The organism is Marinospirillum minutulum DSM 6287 (genome assembly GCF_000422325.1).
GTDB lineage: Bacteria > Pseudomonadota > Gammaproteobacteria > Pseudomonadales > Halomonadaceae > Marinospirillum > Marinospirillum minutulum.
In genome coordinates this window covers 61,611-79,511 of sequence record NZ_KE383818.1, presented here as the reverse complement: position 1 = coordinate 79,511, position 17,901 = coordinate 61,611, and the positions used below count along the sequence as shown (strand labels likewise).

The window sequence follows — 17,901 nt, the reverse complement described above, 5'->3', positions numbered from 1 at the left end:
ATTAGAATGTAAGCAGACTAACTATTACAAAAAAGTAGTGTGTTACCAACGTTTTAAAGGAGAGAGACATGTTTTTTGGACACGCACTTAAAAATGAAAACCTGCAACTGCGTCAACAGCTTGAAGCAAATCAAAGCCAACACCAGCAAGAAGTGCAGCAGCTACAACAAGAAATCAAACGTTTACGTGAAGACATTCATACCAAGGCTAGCCATTGCGATCAGATGGAAAAAATTCAACAGGTAAATCAACGTGGCAGCGCCATGTTAAACGCTGTGCGTGATGGTTTAGCAAGGGATACTGATGTTCTACGCGGTGAACGCAAAGCCTTAAAACTGCTTGATGAAATCTTCAATCAAACGCGCACAGCAGTAGAGCAGCTAGACAGACGCGCTAAAACCATTAGCCAACAAGCAGAACAAAGTTCTTCTGGGGCGCGCACCCTTGAAGTCACAGCGCAAAGCATTGGCAAACTTATTGGTAGTATTCAAGAAATTTCTGACCAAACCAACCTTTTAGCCCTTAATGCGGCTATTGAAGCAGCGCGTGCTGGCGAGCATGGTCGTGGTTTTGCAGTAGTAGCCGATGAAGTTAGGCAATTAGCTGGCAAGGCTAGTTCTGCCAGTGGTGAAATCGAAAAACTCATCGCCGAAATCATTCGTCAAATTGAGAGCATTCGTCACCTAGTCGATATTAGCCAAGCTAGCGCAGAAGATGTTTCTAGCTCATCAATACAAATTAGCAGCACTGTTGATCAAGTTATCAATAGTTCAGATCACATGCAGTCGGTTATTCATAGCACAACAACCAATGCCTTCCTTAATACCGTTAAGCTAGATCATGCCGTATGGAAAGCAGGCATTTATCAAAGAATAAGTGAAGGACGATTCGATGAAAGTGCGGGCGACCACACAGCTTGCCGCCTAGGTAAGTGGTATTTTGAAGGTTATGGTGCTAAACATTACCAACAATTAAGCAGCTTTAAAGACTTAAACAGCCCACATAAAGCAGTGCATGAATATGGTAATCAAGCCTTAGAAGCCGGTGCAAGAGGCGATATGGAAACGCTAGTGGCAGCACTTGAAGCTATGGAAGATGCTGGTCATCAGGTAGTAACCTTTATAGATCAACTACAAGAAGAGCTAGCTAAAAAATAATAAGCTAAGCCACACCCTTTTAAGGTGCTAGTGGCTTTTTAACGCTTGTTTTAATGGATTTAACTTGAGAGGATTTCACGTGGCAATTGCTTCCCCCTTTAAAAACATTAGCCAGCGCTTAATGCTGGCATTCTTTCTTGTCTTACTAATAGTCTCGGGTAGTCTTGGCTTAACTGCACTTTATCAGTCAACCCTTGCCGTTAATGAACAGGTAGAGCTAGCCCTAAATAATATTGCAGTTAGTGCTAGCGACACAGTGCGTAGCCGTATAAACACACAACTAGCCACCCTTGCAGAACTAGCTGAACAGCCTTTGTTACAAGAGCTTTCGGATGAGTCTTTAAGCTATTTAGGTGATGCAACTAAACGCCTTGGCTACCTCGGTTTAGGCTGGGTAAATGCAGAAGGTATTGCGCATTATCCTGCTGGTAATACCGCCAACCTTGCTAACCGTAGCTACATCATTAAGGCCTTTGAAAACCAAACCAATATGTCGGACGTTATTATTAGTCGAGTGATTAATATGCCCGTCATCATGTTAGCTACCCCCATTAGAGACAAGGCAACACAAAAGGTTAAAGCGGTACTTATAGCCCGTATGGATGCCTCTTTGTTAAGCAACATTACCGATGACTTGGGTTTTGGTGAGGGTGGCTTTGCTTTTGTTTTGAATGAAAAAGGCATCGTTATAGCTAACCGTGACCGTGAAAAAGTTCTAAACCAATACAACACCCTAGAAACTGGCGACGCAGCCAGTATTCAAACCTTTTCAGAAATTGTAAAACAGCGTAGTGGCACGATAGATTTACGGCTTGAAGCCGATGGTCAAGACTACCTAGTAGGCTTTGCGCCCATAGAAGCAACGGGCTGGGTTTTAGGTGTAACAGCAAAAAATACTGAAGTATTTCAACGTTTAAACCTATTACAGTGGCTACTTAGCTTAATGTCTATTGCTGCCATTATTATAGGCATGGTATTTGCCAAGGTGTTTAGCCAACGCATTGTTATTAGACCCCTTCAGCACATCAAAGATGTAGTACAACAAGTACAGCAAACAGGCAACCTGCAACTTAGAGTTAAGTTAAAAGGTCAGGATGAAATGGCTGTTACAGGCCAAGCTTTTAATTCCATGATGCAGTCCTTCCAAGAGCTAGTAACCAAAATGCGTAGTTCTACCGAAGAACTTTTTGCTGCATCAGAACAGCTAGATAAAAATAGCAACATTCTTTTAGACGAATCCAATCGTCAAGAATCCATGACAACTCAGCTAGTTGCTGCGCTGGAAGAAATGAACACCGCCATTCACGAAGTAGCACAAAATACGGTTTGGGCTTCTGAACGTGCTGAAGCGGCAGTAGAGCAAACCGATGAAGGGCGAGAGCAAGTAGAAAACAGCCAAAAAACCATTAACCAGCTAGAAGAAGAAGTGCTTGCTACGGCAGATATAGTTTCTGAGCTGAATAGTCGTACAGAAGAAATTGATCAAGTATTAAGCATTATTAGTAGCATTGCTGAACAAACCAACTTGTTAGCACTAAACGCAGCCATAGAAGCAGCTCGCGCCGGAGAACATGGTCGTGGCTTTGCGGTAGTAGCCGATGAAGTTCGCTCTTTGGCAGGCAATTCTCAGCAAGCGGCTGGCAGCATTCGTGAAAAAATTGAAAGCTTCCGTCAAGCAGCTCAACAAGCCTTAATAAAAATGCAGCAATGCAGTAGTTTTGCTTCAGAAGGTACGGAAAGCTCTAAAGAATCTACCCAACGCTTTAGCCAAACGGCAGATTCCACCCGTGAAATTTTAGGCCTTAACCAACAAATAGCCACAGCAACCGAAGAGCAAAGTGCTGTTGTTTCAGAGCTTAACCTAACCCTTAACCAGCTTAATGAGGGTATTCGTGGGGTAACAGAGAATGCAAGAGACACTGCAGCAGCTTCAACTCAGCTAACCAAGCTTGCCCAAACGCTAAGAAAAGAAGCCAGTCACTTTAAAACTTAATAGATACAAGCTGCAACTAACTAAAAAGCCTCCCTTGAGAGGCTTTTTAGTTAGAACATACCCAGTTCTAGCTGGGCATCTTCAGACATCATTTCGCGTGACCAAGGCGGGTTAAATACTATTTCAGTATTCACCGAGCTTAAATCTTCAGCGCCTAACAGCTTGCGCCTTGCGTCAGCGGCTATCACTTCACCCATACCGCAACCGGGTGCGGTTAAAGTCATTTTAATATTGAGCATTTTACGGCCATCGATTAAATCAACAATTTTCATGCCATAAACCAAACCCAGATCGACGATATTCACGGGAATTTCTGGGTCAAAACAAGTACGCAGTTGATCCCAAGCAAAATCCATTATCTGCTCATTGGTTGCACCCTTAGGCAAAACTGGTTGTTTAAGGCTAGGCATACCTAAAGCGTCTAGGTTAATGCCTTCAATCATATACATACGACCTTGATGCCCCACACTCACCGTACTGCCCTTGGCCTGCATAACCTCGACTTCTTCACCTTCAGGCAAACTAATGGTTAAGCCAAAAGGGACAGAAATAACTTCCGTTTCACGCAAAAGGTTTAGCTTGTCGCCTTTGTTAACCTGACTCATAAACAACTCCTGCTGGTTAAATCAGCATTTCTCTAACCCGCTTGAGCGCTGCTACAAAAACGTCCACTTCTTCTAACGTATTGTAAGCCGCAAAAGAAACTCGGGCAGTAGCCGCTACGCCTAGGTGCTCTAATACCGGCATAGCGCAGTGATGACCAGTACGCAGGGCAACACCTAGCTGATCGGTAAGTAAGCCTAGGTCTTGGGCATGAGCGCCTTCTAGCACAAAAGAAATAACACCCACCTTACCTTCGGCTTCGCCCAAAATACGCAAACCGGGTAACTCGGCTTTCATCTGCTGGGTGGCATAGGTTAATAACTGGTTTTCCCAAGCACCGATGGCATCTGGGTCAACTTTTAACATCCAATCCACCGCTGCGCCTAAACCTATGGCAGCAGCAATGGCCGGTGTACCGGCTTCAAACTTGTGCGGCAATTTAGCGTAGGTGGTTTTTTCAAAAGAGACATGCTCAATCATATCGCCACCACCCTGCCAAGGCGGCATGGCTTCTAGCAAAGCTTCTTTACCATAGAGCACACCAATACCCGTTGGGCCGTACATTTTATGCCCAGAGAAAACATAAAAGTCTGCATCCAAGGCTTGCACATCCACATTTTGATGCGGAACACCCTGCGCCCCATCGACCAAGACAGGAATACCTAAAGCATGGGCAGCAGGAATGATTTCATCTAGCGGCGTAACTGTTCCCAAAGCATTAGACACTTGCGTAATGGCTAGGAATTTAACCTTAGGCGTTAGCAGCTTATAAAAGGCTTCCCTATCTAAGCTACCATCGGCCAAGATAGGAATAACTACCAACTCTATGCCTAGTTGTTCACGCAGCATTTGCCAAGGCACTATATTGGCGTGGTGTTCAAGCATCGACAAGATCACTTGATCACCCGCTTTTAAGTTTGCCCTACCCCAGCTTTGTGCCACCAAGTTAATGCTTTCTGTTGTGCCACGCGTAAAAATAATTTCTTTACTTGAAGCAGCATTAATAAAACCTTGCACCTTTTCTCGCGCCAGCTCGTGTGCATCCGTTGCTTCTTGTGAAAGCGTGTGCAAACCACGGTGAATATTAGCGTTGGTTTTACGGTAATAATCATCCATTGCCTGAATAACCGCTAAAGGCTTTTGGCTGGTTGCGGCATTGTCTAAATACACCAAAGGCTTGCCATTTACTTCACGCGCAAGAATTGGGAAGTCTGCTCTTAAGCTGGCTAGGTCATAGGCTGGCTGTGGCTGAGTCATTGGGTTAATTCCAGCTCAATTTTATGGGGCAACTGACCAGCAACGGTGGTTTCAACTAGGTTATAAATTTCTGGTAATTCCAGCTTATCTATTACCTCATTAGCAAAAGCCAAGGTGAGCAAACCTCGCGCTTCTTCTTCGCCTATGCCACGCGCCATAAGGTAGAAAAGTGCGTCCATATCTAGCTGACCCGTGGTTGCACCGTGGGCACATTTAACGTCATCAGCATAAATTTCTAATTCAGGCTTGGCATTAATTTGCGCTTGGTCGCTTAACAAAAGGTTGGCGTTATTCTGTACCGCATGAATTTTTTGGCTATCTTTTTTAACAATAACCTTACTATTAAATACGCCCTGCGAACGGTCGTTTAAAATGGTTTTATAGGTTTCATAGCTATTGGTAAGCGGCGCATTGTGGTTAACCAGGGTGTGAATATCCAGGTGTTGACGATTACGACCAAACAATAAGCCAGAAAAGTCACACTCCGCACCTTCACCGTTTAAATCACAAACCAAGTCATCACGCACTAGCTTGCCGCCTAAATTCATCTGGTGGCTGGTGTAGCGGCTGTCTCGCTTTTGCTCTATTTGAATGCGGCCTACCCACCATTCTTTATCGCTAGGTTGCTGTAAAAGGGTGTGATGGATTTTAGCATTACGCTCCATTACCCCTTCAACCACACGGTTAGTAAAGTTTTTAGCTTCGTCTGCACCAATAAAGTGTTCAATTAATTGCAGCTCACTGCTTGCGCCAGCGGCAATTAAAATGCGTGGGTGCGACATAACTTCTTCAGTCGCAGTTGAAAGGTAGGTCACTAACAGTGGTTTATTCACCTTTTGGTTAGCACCCACACGCACCACAACACCTTCGCTAACAAAAGCAAAATTAAGTGCCGTGAATACATCTACATCAATACCAGCTAAGCGACCCATCATGCCGCTAGTTAGCTCTAATTCAGTAGCTAAAGCTTGCGATAAAGGTTCGATAACAACGGCATCTTGTAAGCCTTCCAAATTAGACAATTCAGAACTTAACAAACCATCAACAAATACCAAGCGGTGGGCATCTAGCTTCAAACCCTTGGCTTTTAAAAGCTCTGCCGCTGCTTGCTGGTCATAGCCAGTGGCTAGCTTAAACTCACGCTTAGCTAAAGCTTTGGTGTCGGTATATTTCCAGTATTCAACACTGGGGGTAGGAAAACCTAAGTGCTCAAAACGGGCAAAAGCAGCAATGCGCTGACTTTTTAACCAGCCGTCTTCAGCATTCTTGTTAAATGCGTCAAAGGCTTGGGCGTAGTGTTTCATGCAGTTTCCTCCACTACCCAATCGTAACCACGGTCTTCTAGTTCAAGCGCTAGTGACTTATCACCTGTTTTAATGATTTGACCATCGTTTAAAACGTGCACAAAATCTGGCTCTATGTAATCTAGCAAGCGCTGATAGTGGGTAATCATTAAAAAGCTACGGCCTGCATCACGTAAAGAGTTAACCCCTTCGGCAACCACTTTTAAGGCATCTATATCTAGGCCAGAATCAATTTCATCTAGCAACACTAGCTTGGGTTCTAAAATCAGCATTTGTAGAATTTCGTTACGCTTCTTTTCACCACCCGAGAAACCTTCGTTCACAGCGCGGTGTAAAAAACTGTTGTCTATTTTCATAAATTGCAGTTTTTCACGCACTAGTTTCATAAAGGCTGGAGCTTCTATTTCTGGCTCGCCACGGGCTTTACGCTGGGCATTTAAGGCGGCTTTTAAAAGGTAAACATTTTTTACACCGGGAATTTCTACAGGGTATTGAAATGCCAACATCAAACCTGCACAGGCACGTTCTTCAACACTCATAGCAAATAAATCTTCGCCAAAAAAGGTGACTGTACCGCTGGTGACTTCGTAATCGCTACGCCCAGCTAAAACAGCAGAAAGTGTTGATTTACCTGAACCATTGGGTCCCATAATGGCGTGAACTTCCCCAGGCTTAATGCTTAGGCTTAGCCCTTTAAGAATGGGCTTGCCTTCAACTTTTGCGTGTAGGTCTTTAATCTCTATCATCTTGGTAATCTCTTTATAAGCTAAAATATTTTTAATTAAGCGGTGGTTTCTATTTAACCCACAGCGCCCTCTAAGGTGACGTTTAATAAGGCTTCTGCTTCAACCGCAAATTCCATCGGCAATTCTTGGAAAACATCTTTACAAAAACCGTTAACAATCATGTTGACCGAATCTTCTTCAGAAATACCGCGCTGCATACAGTAGAAAAGCTGGTCTTCACCAATTTTTGAGGTGGTCGCTTCGTGTTCAACCTGAGCCGTAGCATTACCAATTTCTTGGTAAGGGAAGGTGTGTGCACCGCACTTATCGCCTAACAGTAAAGAATCGCACTGAGTAAAGTTACGGGCATTTTTTGCGCTGGGCAGAATTTTAACCAAGCCACGGTAAGACTGGTTAGAACGACCCGCTGAAATACCCTTAGAGATAATGGTCGAGCGACTGCCTTCACCAAGATGAATCATCTTGGTACCGGTATCGGCTTGCTGAAAATTATTAGTTACCGCAACGGAATAGAATTCACCCACTGAATCTTTACCACGCAGAATACAGCTAGGGTATTTCCAAGTAATTGCCGAACCGGTTTCTACTTGCGTCCAGCTAATTTTGGAACGGTCACCACGGCAATCGCCACGCTTGGTAACAAAGTTGTAAATACCGCCTAGGCCTTCTTCATCACCCGGATACCAGTTTTGTACCGTTGAATATTTAATGTAGGCATCATCTAGGGCAACCAATTCAACAACCGCAGCGTGTAACTGGTTTTCATCACGCATGGGCGCTGTACAACCTTCTAGGTAACTAACCTGAGCGCCTTCTTCACAAATAATTAACGTGCGCTCAAACTGCCCCGTATTAGCTGCGTTAATACGGAAATAGGTAGAAAGCTCCATTGGGCAGGTAACGCCTTTAGGCACAAATACAAAAGAACCGTCGGTAAACACAGCAGCGTTAAGGGCGGCATAGAAGTTGTCAGTTTTAGAAACCACCGTGCCTAGGTATTTGCGTACTAGCTCTGGGTGGTCTTGCACCGCTTCTGAAATGGAGCAAAAAATTACCCCAGCTTCGGCCAGTTCTTTTTTAAAGGTAGTACCTACAGAAACGGAATCAAACACGGCATCTACCGCCACGCCCCGAACACCGGCAAGTGCTGCGCGTTCGTGTAGTGGAATACCCAGTTTTTCAAAAGTTTCTAGCAGTTTAGGGTCTACTTCATCTAGGCTTTTAGGTGCGTTTTTGTCTTTAGCACCTGGCGCGGAATAGTAGGAAATAGCTTGGAAATCTATTTTGGGGTATCCAATATTCGCCCAAGCCTGAGGGTCGTGCATTTCTTTCCACAGGGCAAAGGCTTCTAAACGCCAGTCTAGCAACCACTGCGGTTCTTTTTTCTTGCTGGAAATGTAACGAATAACTTCTTCGTCCAGCCCAGGCGGTAGAGTATAACTTTCTATATCGGTTACGAAGCCTTGCTTATATTCACTGCTAACAAGCTGCTCCATTTCTTCATTTGCCATGCTGGTCTCCGGACATCATCAAGTCTTATTTATAATCTTGGTTTCTTACTGGCTGGCTTTGTAGGCTAGGCTTCTTCAGGACGCGTAAATACATCCCTGTAAGCTCTGGCCACAACGTCCTGTTGTGGACAGCCTGAAGAAGCAGCCACCCTACAGCCAGTCTCTATCAATATTTACCCTGCACCATGCAAAGTCGGCACCTTGTAATCAGCAGCCACCCTATCGCCAGTCTCTACCAATATTTACCCTACATCATGCAAAGTTAGGGTTTGTATCTGTATCCAAGGTAGTTTAATTGGCTGCGTTTGTGCCAGCTGCGCTAAGGTTACTGAAGCAAGTAGCTGGTGCACTGCCAAGGTTACGCGCTGCCAGTTGTTAGCAACACCACACTGGCTGATCAAGTCACACTGAGAGTCTTCCAAACTGCACTCTGTCATCGCTACCGGCCCTTCTATTGCCGCTATCAGATCACTCACTGTAATTCGATGCGCTGCTTTGGCTAGCTGATAACCACCCTGAGTACCCCGACGGGACACCAGCAGCTGTGACTTCACCAGCATCTTTAACAGCTTACTCACCGTCGGTTTCGGCAAACCCAGTGTTTCCGCCAGCTCTGCCGAGGCATACAAACGCCCTGGCTCACGCGCCAGCTGCGCCATCAACACCACGGCGTAATCGGTCAGTTTACTGAGTCTAAGCACATCCAGCCCCGAGGGCATCCCCTGTTCTTTTCTATTGAAGACTATTCTAGTCCCTTTTAAATTCCCAGTAAACCAGTCAGGTACTGAAAGCCAGTCACACCTGCATTCTTGCTTAACGAGTACAAAAGGATCAGGATTTACTTGTTGTTATCGGTCGTATTGGTGTGAAGCACTGGTCAGCCGTGATCACTTACCGGGACGAGAAAGAGGTAGAGCTGTATGAAAACTAAAGATTTTGACGACAAGTTTGATGAAGGTGATCAAGGTTCCCGGGCTCTGGAGCCCGCCCGCTTTACGTGAACCTGCAACCCATAAAAAAACCCGGCCGTAGCCGGGAAGTTGATCACTGGAAGCGCTCCGTATGCACAGCCTCTAGAACGCCGGTATCCGGGTCTGCTTTCCACAACCCCACATCGTATATATTATTGCTACTATCATCGACTTTAGCGGCGCCAAGAAAATAAAGCTGATCATTCATGTAAGCAACAGATTCAGCTTCAAAAGCCTTGTAACTAACATCAGTCGTCAACTGCCTTTGCACAATGCCACCTGCAGCATTTGTATTCAACAGGTAGTAATAGGGGTTGTTATTAGGATCGCTATCAGTTGTTTTTATCAGCACAGTGTCATGCAACCGATGAATAGAATCGATATAATAATCGGATTTTACTAGGTCAAAATAATTTCCATGGTTTTCTGCAAACTCAACCTCTGATGCAATGCCATCTTCTCCATAAGCCCATAAGACCTGATAAGGTTTACCCTCCTCAAGCTTTCCATTAAAAAAGTATTTCTTATCGCCCCAAACAACACCACCACGCCAATCCCAAGCTATTGACCAGAAGTGAACTGAACTGTCAAGCAGCAACTCACGATGACCATCTTCATTTATTTTTTCCAGAACACTCTCTCTAATATCGAAAAATAGGAAATCACTACCTATTGAGAAACCTTCTGAAGGCATCTTATCCTGGATTATTTCTGGTTCATTACTACCTGCGGCTAAAGTCCACAAAGTGTACGTAGTGCCTAACTCAAGGGCACGCTTTGCAGAAATATAGAGCCTATCGCCAGCCATATACACTTCATCAATGAATCTACCAACACCATCACTGTCATTGATCGGATCAACAAAATTGGTATTAAACAGATTTAAAACCTTAATAAAAGCATTTGATTCTTCATCCAGTTTCCAAAGACCCTCGCGGCTATCCCATATAAAAACGCCCGCATCACCTACTAGAACACCTTCATCTTCAAATCTTTCAGTATCGATAGCCAGATTAACCAAACCCTCATGACTCACACGATAGAGCGATGAGTTGCCTGCATATTTCTCTTGGTAAAATAAATAAACCTTGCCGTCATGCTCGTAAAATTCATAATCGTAAGGGCTAGCAATCTCCTTCACCACATGCGCTCCCTGCCCATCAATCATTTGCAACCTAATTTTTCCGCCATCTTCTAACACCTCAGTAACAAACAGCAATTTATCATTTGCTACAATCCAGTACTTAGGAAGCTCGTGCTCAGCAAATTGATGGATTAATGTCTTTTCTATGCCATTCAAGGACCAAACCTGCCAAAATGAATCTTTATTACCCGCTCCATCCTCAATCAAAGCTTCATGCAGGTAGACGAGGTCGGTCTCACACTCAACCTTTACATTGATATTTTGACTGGTTCCTTCTGCATTCCCTTCTGCACCGGTTAACTGGCACTGACTGCGCGGCTTTGGCGCATGACCTACACCTTCATCCGTGTCAAGCGTGGCGGTCGGTTGTGCCAGCCTGGCAATCACCAGGTCGAACGTATCATTTGGCTTTAACTCACCAGTAAAGGTGTAGCTGCCATCTTCTGTCAGGTACAAATCATCCAGCGGAGAACCCGGCTGCTGATCTTTGAGCACTAACTCAGCACCCGTATTCAGCCCTGCCAAATCTACGGTCAGGGTATAACTGGTTGGGTGCGTGTCGGTATCGGTTGTTGGTGGCTGTTGAGTATTGGTGTCACCACCTGGTGGAGTGCTGCCTGCACTGCTTGAGCTGTCTCCGCCGCCGCAAGCCGCCAAGACCAGTGTGGCCAGTAATGTCGCTGCAAACTGCAGTCCAGTTGTTTTTTTTGTACGCACGTTGCTTTCCTTACAATTTTTGCCTGATGGATTGTAAAGATCGCATTAAAAACCATCCGCTTGGTCAGATCTATTACCGAGTTCGGTGATTTTTTGGAACAGCTGGACAAACTTTGCCAGATGGTTAAGGTCTCGTTAATGAGCGATCAGTCCAAATCGATCAAGCCCATACTGCGAGTATTGACAGGTCATCAGCAATCAGAATTTTTACATTGTGGTATAAAAAAACCCGGCCGTAGCCGGGAAGTTGATCACTCAAAGCGCACAGTATGCACAGCCTCTAGAACACCGGTATCCGGGTCTGCTTTCCACAACCCGATATCGGATATATTTTTCACATCATCATCGACTTTAGCTTCACCAAAGAAATAAAGCTGATCATTCATGTAAGCAACGTTGAAAGCTTCAAAAGTCTTGTAACTAACATCAGTCTTCAACTGCCTTTGCACAATGCCACCTTCAGCATTTTTATTCAGCAGGTAATAGGGCTTTTTATCAGGATTGGCATTAATATCTATCAGCACAGTATCATGCAGCCGATGAATAGAATGGATAGTGTGACCAGTTTTTACCAGTTCAAAATAATTTCCATCGTTATCTGCAATATCAACCTCTGATGCAATGCCATTTTCTCCATAAGCCCACAACACTTGATAACGATAAACTCCTTCAGTTTTGCCATTAAAAAAGTATTTCTTATCGCCCCAAGCAACGCCGCCCGGTGCAGGCCATACATCTTTCCAGTTGTAAACCGAATAGTAAAGCAGAAACTCACGTTGACCATCTTCATTTATTTTTTCCAGAACATTCCAACCATTATCGGAAAATAGGAAATCACTACCTATTGAGAAATAGGCGTTAGACATTTCACTATTCTTGTCCTGGATTATTTCTGGTTCATTACTACCTGCGGCTAAAGTCCACAAAGTGTACGTAGGGTCAAAATCAAGGAAACGCATTGCAGAAATATAGAGCCTATCGCCAGCCATATACACTTCTTCAATGTGTGTACCAACACCATCACTGTCATTGATCGGATCAACATTATTTTTAATAACCAGATTTAAAACCTTAATAAAAGCATTTGATTCCTCATCCAGCTTCCAAAGCCCCGCTCCCCCGTCCCATATAAAAACGCCCGCATCACCCACTAGAACACGATCAGGTCTAAAACTTTTAGTATCGATAGCCAGATTAACCAAACCCTCATGACTCACACGATAGAGAAGTGAGTTGCTGTCAGAACTCTCCTGGTAAAACAAATAAACCTTGCCATCATGCTCGTAAAAATGATGAAGGGAAGGTGAAGCAATCCCCTTCACCAGATGCGCTCCCTGCTCATCAATCATTTGCAATCTTAAGTTACCGTCAACTTCAGTAGCAACCAGTAACTTATCATTTGCTATACCCCAATATTTAAGAGACTCACTCTGATCAAATTGATGGATCAATGTCTTTTTTGTGCCATTCCAGGACCAAACCTCTTCAAACGCATAAGATTCATTAAAAGCAGTATGCACGTAGACGAGGTCGGTTTCACACTCAACCTTTACATTGATATTTTGACTGGTTCCTTCTGCATTCCCTTCTGCACCGGTTAGCTGGCACTGACTGCGCGGCTTTGGCGCATAAATGTCAGGTTCCGAATTATCTAGAAGATTGGCGTGCGGTTGTGTCAGCCTGGCAATCACCAGGTCGAACGCATCATTTGGCTTTAACTCACCGGTAAAGGTGTAACTGCCATCTTCAGTCAGGTGTAAATCACCCAGCGGCGAACCCGGCTGCTGATCTTTGAGCACTAACTCAGCACCCGTATTCAACCCTGCCAAATCTACGGTCAGGGTATAGCTGGTTGGGTGCGTGTCGGTATCACCACCTGTTGGAGTGCTGCCTGCACTGCTTGAGCTGTCTCCACCGCCGCAAGCCGCCAAGACCAGCGTGGCCAGTAATGTCGCTGCAAACTGCAGACCTGTTGTTTTTTTTGTACGCACGTTGCTTTCCTTACAATTTATGCCTGATGGATTGTAAAGATCGCATTAAAAACCATCCGCTCGGTCAGATCTATTACCGAGTTCGGTGATTTTTTGGAACAGCTGGACAAACTTTGCCAGATGGTTAAGGTCTCGTTAATGAGCGATCAGTCCAAATCGATCAAGCCCATGCTTCGAGCGGCACTCACTGCGTTCATGCGGGAACCAGCATCCAACTTTCGGTAGATTTTTTTAACGTGCGCTTCAACGGTATTACGTGAAATAAAGAGATTTTCTGCAATTTCCGGATTGGAAAGCCCCCTTGCAAGCAGCTGTAAAACCTCAGTCTCTCTTGCTGAGAGTGGGTTTTCACTGACGACCTGTGTTTTTTCGTCCGACTGCAAGTTCGACAGCAGGTGTTTGGCAATAAAGGGATCTATGGGTGTCCCACCTTTTGTAGCGCTTCGGAGTAGCAAGGTTAATTCAAAATCATCACGTTCTTTAAGCAGGTAGCCACTAACACCAGCATTCAGTGCTCCCAAAATGCACGCCTGTGTACTCCATGCAGAAATAACCAGCATGATTACATCTGCACTCTGCTGGCGCACAGCCTTAATAAAATCAACCCCACATTCTTTGGATAAACCCACATCAATCAGTATCAGCTCAAATACCTTGGCGTGAACCAATTCGTGAGCCTCTGAAAAACTACCGGCGATATAGACAGACTCTCTGCTGTAACCCAGACTTCTTAAAAGAGTCAGCAAACGTACCTGCATTGCAGGTTCACCTTCCACCATTAAGATGGATTTTATTTGTGTTTTACTAGGCTTTATCTTGAAGTCCGTTTCCATAATCGACCAAAAATTGCTATTCCTTTTCCTCCAGAGAGGGGTGGCGGGAACCTTGGGTTATACGTTGGCAGTCTACATGTCTGACCGGCTGTACAGATCATTAAAAGACATTATGACAGAACTTGCAATATTATTAACACTAAGCGCATAAAACGGTGGCAATGACAAGCTTCAGCCATCAGGCAAGCTCAAAACAAAACCCCCGAAGCACCTTGCGGTACTTCGGGGGTTTTTCATCGTTCAACCCGCTGGATTATTTAACGCTTTCAATCGCCTGATTGAAGGTAGCACTAGGACGCATCACTGCATTCACCTTGGCTTGGTCTAAACGGTAATAACCGCCTAAATCAACTGGCTGACCTTGCACCTTGCCTAGCTCTTCAAGAATTTGTGTTTCTTTTTCTGCTAGGGTTTTAGCTAAAGGAGCAAACTTAGCTGCTAGTGCTGCATCATCTTTTTGTGCTGCCAACTCTTGCGCCCAGTAAAGGGTTAGGTAGAAATGGCTACCACGGTTGTCTAGCTCGCCTACTTTACGTGAAGGCGACTTGTTATTTTCTAACAAAGTACCTGTGGCTTTATCTAGCGCCTGACCTAAAACCTTAGCGGTTTTATTGTCGTTCTTCATGCCTAGCTCTTCTAAAGAAACCGCGATAGCTAAGAATTCGCCTAAAGAATCCCAACGCAAGTGGTTTTCTTCTAGCACTTGCTGTACGTGCTTAGGTGCTGAACCGCCTGCGCCTGTTTCGTACATACCGCCGCCTGCCAACATAGGAACAATCGACAGCATTTTAGCTGAAGTGCCTAGTTCCATAATGGGGAACAAGTCAGTTAGGTAGTCACGCAATACGTTACCGGTTACAGAAATGGTGTCTTTACCGCGAATTAGACGTTCCATAGTGGTACGAATGGCACGGTTGTAGCCCATTACACGCAAGTCTAAGCCAGAAGTGTCATGCTCTTTTAGGTAAACTTCTACTTTTTTGCGTAGCTCACGGTCGTGGGCACGCTCGGCATCTAACCAGAAAATTGCTGTGGTTTCTGAGTTACGTGCGCGGGTTACTGCTAGTTTTACCCAGTCACGAATAGCGGCATCTTTGGTTTGACAAGCACGCCAAATATCACCTTTTTCTACTTCATGCTGCATAAGAACTGTGCCATCTGCTGTCACAACACGCATGGTTCCGTCTGCTTGCATTTCAAAGGTTTTGTCGTGCGAACCGTATTCTTCTGCTTTCATGGCCATTAAACCAACGTTAGGCACAGTACCCATAGTGGTTGGGTCAAATGCGCCATTAGTACGGCAGAAGTTAATCATTTCTTGGTAAATACGTGCGTAGGTAGACTCTGGCATAACCGCTTTAGCATCTTTCAGTTTGCCATCACGACCCCACATTTTACCTGAGTTACGAATCATTGCTGGCATAGAAGCATCAACAATTACATCGCTAGGTACGTGCAGGTTAGTAATACCTTTTACTGAATCAACCATTGCCATTTCTGGGCGGTGCTCGTAGCAAGCATGAATGGCTTCTTCAATTTCTTCTTGCTGCGACTGAGGCAAGCTTTTGATGTTGTCGTAAACGCTAGCCATACCGTTGTTAGGGTTAACGCCCAACTCTTCAAACAAATCACCGTACTTATCAAACACTTCTTTAAAGAAGGTGCGTACCGCGTGACCAAAAACGATAGGGTGAGAGACTTTCATCATGGTGGCTTTAACGTGAAGCGACCACATAACACCATCTTCTTTACATTCACGCAGGGTGCGCTCGAAGAAGTTGCTAAGCTGGCGAGCACTCATGCACATGCTGTCTAATACTTCGCCTTCTTGTAAAGCTAGGGTCTTTTTAACTTCAACCTTGCCATCTTTACCTACAAACTCTAAACGCACATCACCGGCTTTTTCCATGGTAATGGCTTGTTCGGTAGAGAAGAAGTCACCGCCACGCATGTAGTCTGCGTGTGAACGTGATGCCTTGCTCCACTTACCCATAGAGTGAGGGAATTTACGCGCAAAAGCTTTAACAGCAGGGGGTGCACGACGGTCTGAGTTACCCTGACGTAAAACTGGGTTAACCGCACTACCTAAAACTTTAGCGTAACGTGCGTGGGTGTCTTTTTCTTCTTCGGTTGTTGGTTCGTCTACATAATCAGGCAAATCAAAACCTTGCGACTGTAGCTCTTTTATGGCTGCTTTTAGCTGAGGGATAGAAGCACTAATGTTAGGTAGTTTTATAATATTAGAGTCTGGTTGTTTGGCTAGCTCACCTAGTTCTTCTAGGGTATCTGCCACACGCTGATCTTCTTTTAGACGGTCAGAAAAACCGGCTAGAATACGGGCAGCAACAGAAATATCGCTGGTTTCTACTTCAATACCCGCGGCTTTTGCAAAAGCACTAACAACAGGCAGAAGTGAATAGGTTGCTAGAGCTGGTGCTTCATCTGTCAAAGTATAAACAATTTTAGGTGTTGTCATTTAATTCCCCGATTCCTTAGTTGCATGATCGACAACTCTCTGCTGGTGTAACTTTTGATCACACTTAACGCTAGAGTTATACGCTTAAAAACAGGTTTTGAATTTGGCTAGTAATTTTACAACATCCATTTTACAGAAAATTTGCCAATTTTTATACCAGCAGAGCTTAATACCAAGGGATTAGACTCGCTGCTAGTTGATCTACCTTTACCCACTCAGCCCCCAAACCCGTTGCTTGACCTAAATGCTTAGGTGTTTCTGCAACTGCTAGGTAGGTAGGCAGACCGCAACTTAAGCCTAACAAAGCCAGCGCATTGTCTTGTGCTACCTGCGCTTTAGCTAAAGCCATTAAATCGACAATTTCATCCCAACTTAGTAAACCTGCTAAAACTGTTACTGATGCAGCGAGTTGGGTGTTCATCTGGGCAATCAGCTCGGCAATTTCTAATAACTCATGGCGCGAGCCAAATAACCAAATTTGCCAGCCTTGCTCTACTGCTTTTAATAACTCTGCTTCTATTGCTTGTAGGCTAGCTACAGAATTTAAGCTGTCTTTGGGTACATTTCGAGTACCTGGACTCCAAGCTAAAACGGGTTTATCTAGGGTAAGTTTATGCTGTTCTAGCAGTGCGGCTTGTTGTTTTTCATCAATTTTAAGTTTAACTGGCTGATATTCCGGCAAGGGTTCGCCTATATCCCAAGCTAAAGCACGGTAACGATCAACCAAATGGGGGTGTAAATCTTTACGCGCTAGGCGAATATCCATTAACAAGGCATAGCGGTATAAACCACGGTAACCCGTTCTTTCTGGAATGTTGGCAAGGGCAGGAATTAATGCTGGTTTAAAGCGTTCTGGCAAAACCCAAGCTCGGTCATAATCTTTGCCCTGCAAAGTAACACCAGCATTCCAAAACACCTTAATGCCCATGTTAGGCTCGGGCATATTCCATAATTCATCAACCTGTGGAAAACGCTTAACCAAGTTGGTTAGCCCCATAGGAGTCATTACATCTAGGGGTTGCTTAGGGTAGCGAGCACGAACATCATTTAATAAGGCTTGCGCCAGCAAAACCTTTTCTGCACTACCGGGCAGTAGCACTAGATTACGACCTGACTTGGCACGTTTAAAGCGGGGCATAAAATTCCTATGGTTATTTAACTAGGCTGCAAACAAGCTTACTGCACGGGCAAATTTTAG

At 44.6% G+C, this 17,901-nt stretch carries 13 protein-coding genes and 1 pseudogene; 3 read left to right on the top strand and 11 right to left on the bottom strand.

What is annotated here, in order from left to right:
- Positions 1-68: 68 nt before the first annotated feature.
- The 3 genes and pseudogenes from H571_RS16350 to H571_RS0109885 form a co-directional block, all read left to right on the top strand.
- A pseudogene (locus H571_RS16350) lies at positions 69-731 on the top strand (methyl-accepting chemotaxis protein); the annotation flags it as partial.
- A gap of 48 nt (positions 732-779) precedes the next feature.
- Positions 780-1,157, top strand: coding sequence for a CZB domain-containing protein (locus H571_RS16345; protein WP_245562354.1), 378 nt, complete (start codon positions 780-782; stop codon positions 1,155-1,157).
- 79 nt (positions 1,158-1,236) lie between these two features.
- Complete coding sequence (locus tag H571_RS0109885) at positions 1,237-3,150, top strand: methyl-accepting chemotaxis protein (protein WP_027849162.1); 1,914 nt, start codon at positions 1,237-1,239, stop codon at positions 3,148-3,150.
- Positions 3,151-3,200: 50 nt separating this feature from the next.
- Here H571_RS0109885 and sufT read toward each other — a convergent pair whose 3' ends face one another.
- From sufT to waaF, 11 genes are all read right to left on the bottom strand, one after another.
- The gene (sufT, locus tag H571_RS0109880) at positions 3,201-3,755 is read right to left on the bottom strand and encodes a putative Fe-S cluster assembly protein SufT (RefSeq protein WP_156887864.1); all 555 of its coding nucleotides are present in this window, start codon (positions 3,753-3,755) and stop codon (positions 3,201-3,203) included.
- Positions 3,756-3,771: 16 nt separating this feature from the next.
- Positions 3,772-5,010 (bottom strand): cysteine desulfurase, encoded by a 1,239-nt coding sequence (locus H571_RS0109875; RefSeq protein ID WP_036218085.1) that lies wholly within the window; start codon positions 5,008-5,010, stop codon positions 3,772-3,774.
- Positions 5,007-6,314: a Fe-S cluster assembly protein SufD gene (sufD, locus tag H571_RS0109870; protein WP_027849159.1), complete on the bottom strand. Its 1,308-nt coding sequence runs from the start codon at positions 6,312-6,314 to the stop codon at positions 5,007-5,009. The genes H571_RS0109875 and sufD overlap by 4 nt, the downstream gene beginning before the upstream one ends.
- Positions 6,311-7,060 (bottom strand): Fe-S cluster assembly ATPase SufC, encoded by a 750-nt coding sequence (gene sufC, locus H571_RS0109865; RefSeq protein ID WP_027849158.1) that lies wholly within the window; start codon positions 7,058-7,060, stop codon positions 6,311-6,313. Before sufC ends, sufD begins: the two co-directional genes overlap by 4 nt.
- A gap of 53 nt (positions 7,061-7,113) precedes the next feature.
- Positions 7,114-8,571, bottom strand: coding sequence for a Fe-S cluster assembly protein SufB (sufB, locus tag H571_RS0109860; RefSeq protein WP_027849157.1), 1,458 nt, complete (start codon positions 8,569-8,571; stop codon positions 7,114-7,116).
- A gap of 242 nt (positions 8,572-8,813) precedes the next feature.
- Positions 8,814-9,272 carry an SUF system Fe-S cluster assembly regulator gene (locus H571_RS0109855; RefSeq protein ID WP_027849156.1) on the bottom strand — a complete coding sequence of 153 codons (459 nt, stop codon included), beginning with the start codon at positions 9,270-9,272 and terminating at the stop codon, positions 8,814-8,816.
- Between the two features lie 343 nt (positions 9,273-9,615).
- The gene (locus H571_RS0109845; RefSeq protein WP_027849155.1) at positions 9,616-11,403 is read right to left on the bottom strand and encodes a hypothetical protein; all 1,788 of its coding nucleotides are present in this window, start codon (positions 11,401-11,403) and stop codon (positions 9,616-9,618) included.
- A 251-nt stretch (positions 11,404-11,654) separates the two neighbouring features.
- The gene (locus H571_RS0109840; protein ID WP_027849154.1) at positions 11,655-13,394 is read right to left on the bottom strand and encodes a hypothetical protein; all 1,740 of its coding nucleotides are present in this window, start codon (positions 13,392-13,394) and stop codon (positions 11,655-11,657) included.
- A 146-nt stretch (positions 13,395-13,540) separates the two neighbouring features.
- Positions 13,541-14,227, bottom strand: coding sequence for a response regulator transcription factor (locus H571_RS0109835; protein WP_027849153.1), 687 nt, complete (start codon positions 14,225-14,227; stop codon positions 13,541-13,543).
- A 253-nt stretch (positions 14,228-14,480) separates the two neighbouring features.
- A complete protein-coding gene (locus H571_RS0109830) occupies positions 14,481-16,703 on the bottom strand; it encodes an NADP-dependent isocitrate dehydrogenase (RefSeq protein WP_027849152.1) in 2,223 nt (740 codons plus the stop codon).
- A gap of 166 nt (positions 16,704-16,869) precedes the next feature.
- Positions 16,870-17,841: a lipopolysaccharide heptosyltransferase II gene (gene waaF / locus H571_RS0109825; protein ID WP_027849151.1), complete on the bottom strand. Its 972-nt coding sequence runs from the start codon at positions 17,839-17,841 to the stop codon at positions 16,870-16,872.
- Between the last annotated feature and the right edge of the window lie 60 nt (positions 17,842-17,901).

What these genes read in the sequence shown, in the direction of transcription:
- H571_RS16345 (WP_245562354.1), top strand. Translation starts at nt 780, where the DNA reads ATGCAGTCGGTTATTCATAGCACAACAACCAATGCCTTCCTTAATACC.
- sufT (WP_156887864.1), bottom strand. Translation starts at nt 3,755, where the DNA reads ATGAGTCAGGTTAACAAAGGCGACAAGCTAAACCTTTTGCGTGAAACG.
- H571_RS0109875 (WP_036218085.1), bottom strand. Translation starts at nt 5,010, where the DNA reads ATGACTCAGCCACAGCCAGCCTATGACCTAGCCAGCTTAAGAGCAGAC.
- sufD (WP_027849159.1), bottom strand. Translation starts at nt 6,314, where the DNA reads ATGAAACACTACGCCCAAGCCTTTGACGCATTTAACAAGAATGCTGAA.
- sufC (WP_027849158.1), bottom strand. Translation starts at nt 7,060, where the DNA reads ATGATAGAGATTAAAGACCTACACGCAAAAGTTGAAGGCAAGCCCATT.
- sufB (WP_027849157.1), bottom strand. Translation starts at nt 8,571, where the DNA reads ATGGCAAATGAAGAAATGGAGCAGCTTGTTAGCAGTGAATATAAGCAA.
- H571_RS0109835 (WP_027849153.1), bottom strand. Translation starts at nt 14,227, where the DNA reads ATGGAAACGGACTTCAAGATAAAGCCTAGTAAAACACAAATAAAATCC.
- H571_RS0109830 (WP_027849152.1), bottom strand. Translation starts at nt 16,703, where the DNA reads ATGACAACACCTAAAATTGTTTATACTTTGACAGATGAAGCACCAGCT.
- waaF (WP_027849151.1), bottom strand. Translation starts at nt 17,841, where the DNA reads ATGCCCCGCTTTAAACGTGCCAAGTCAGGTCGTAATCTAGTGCTACTG.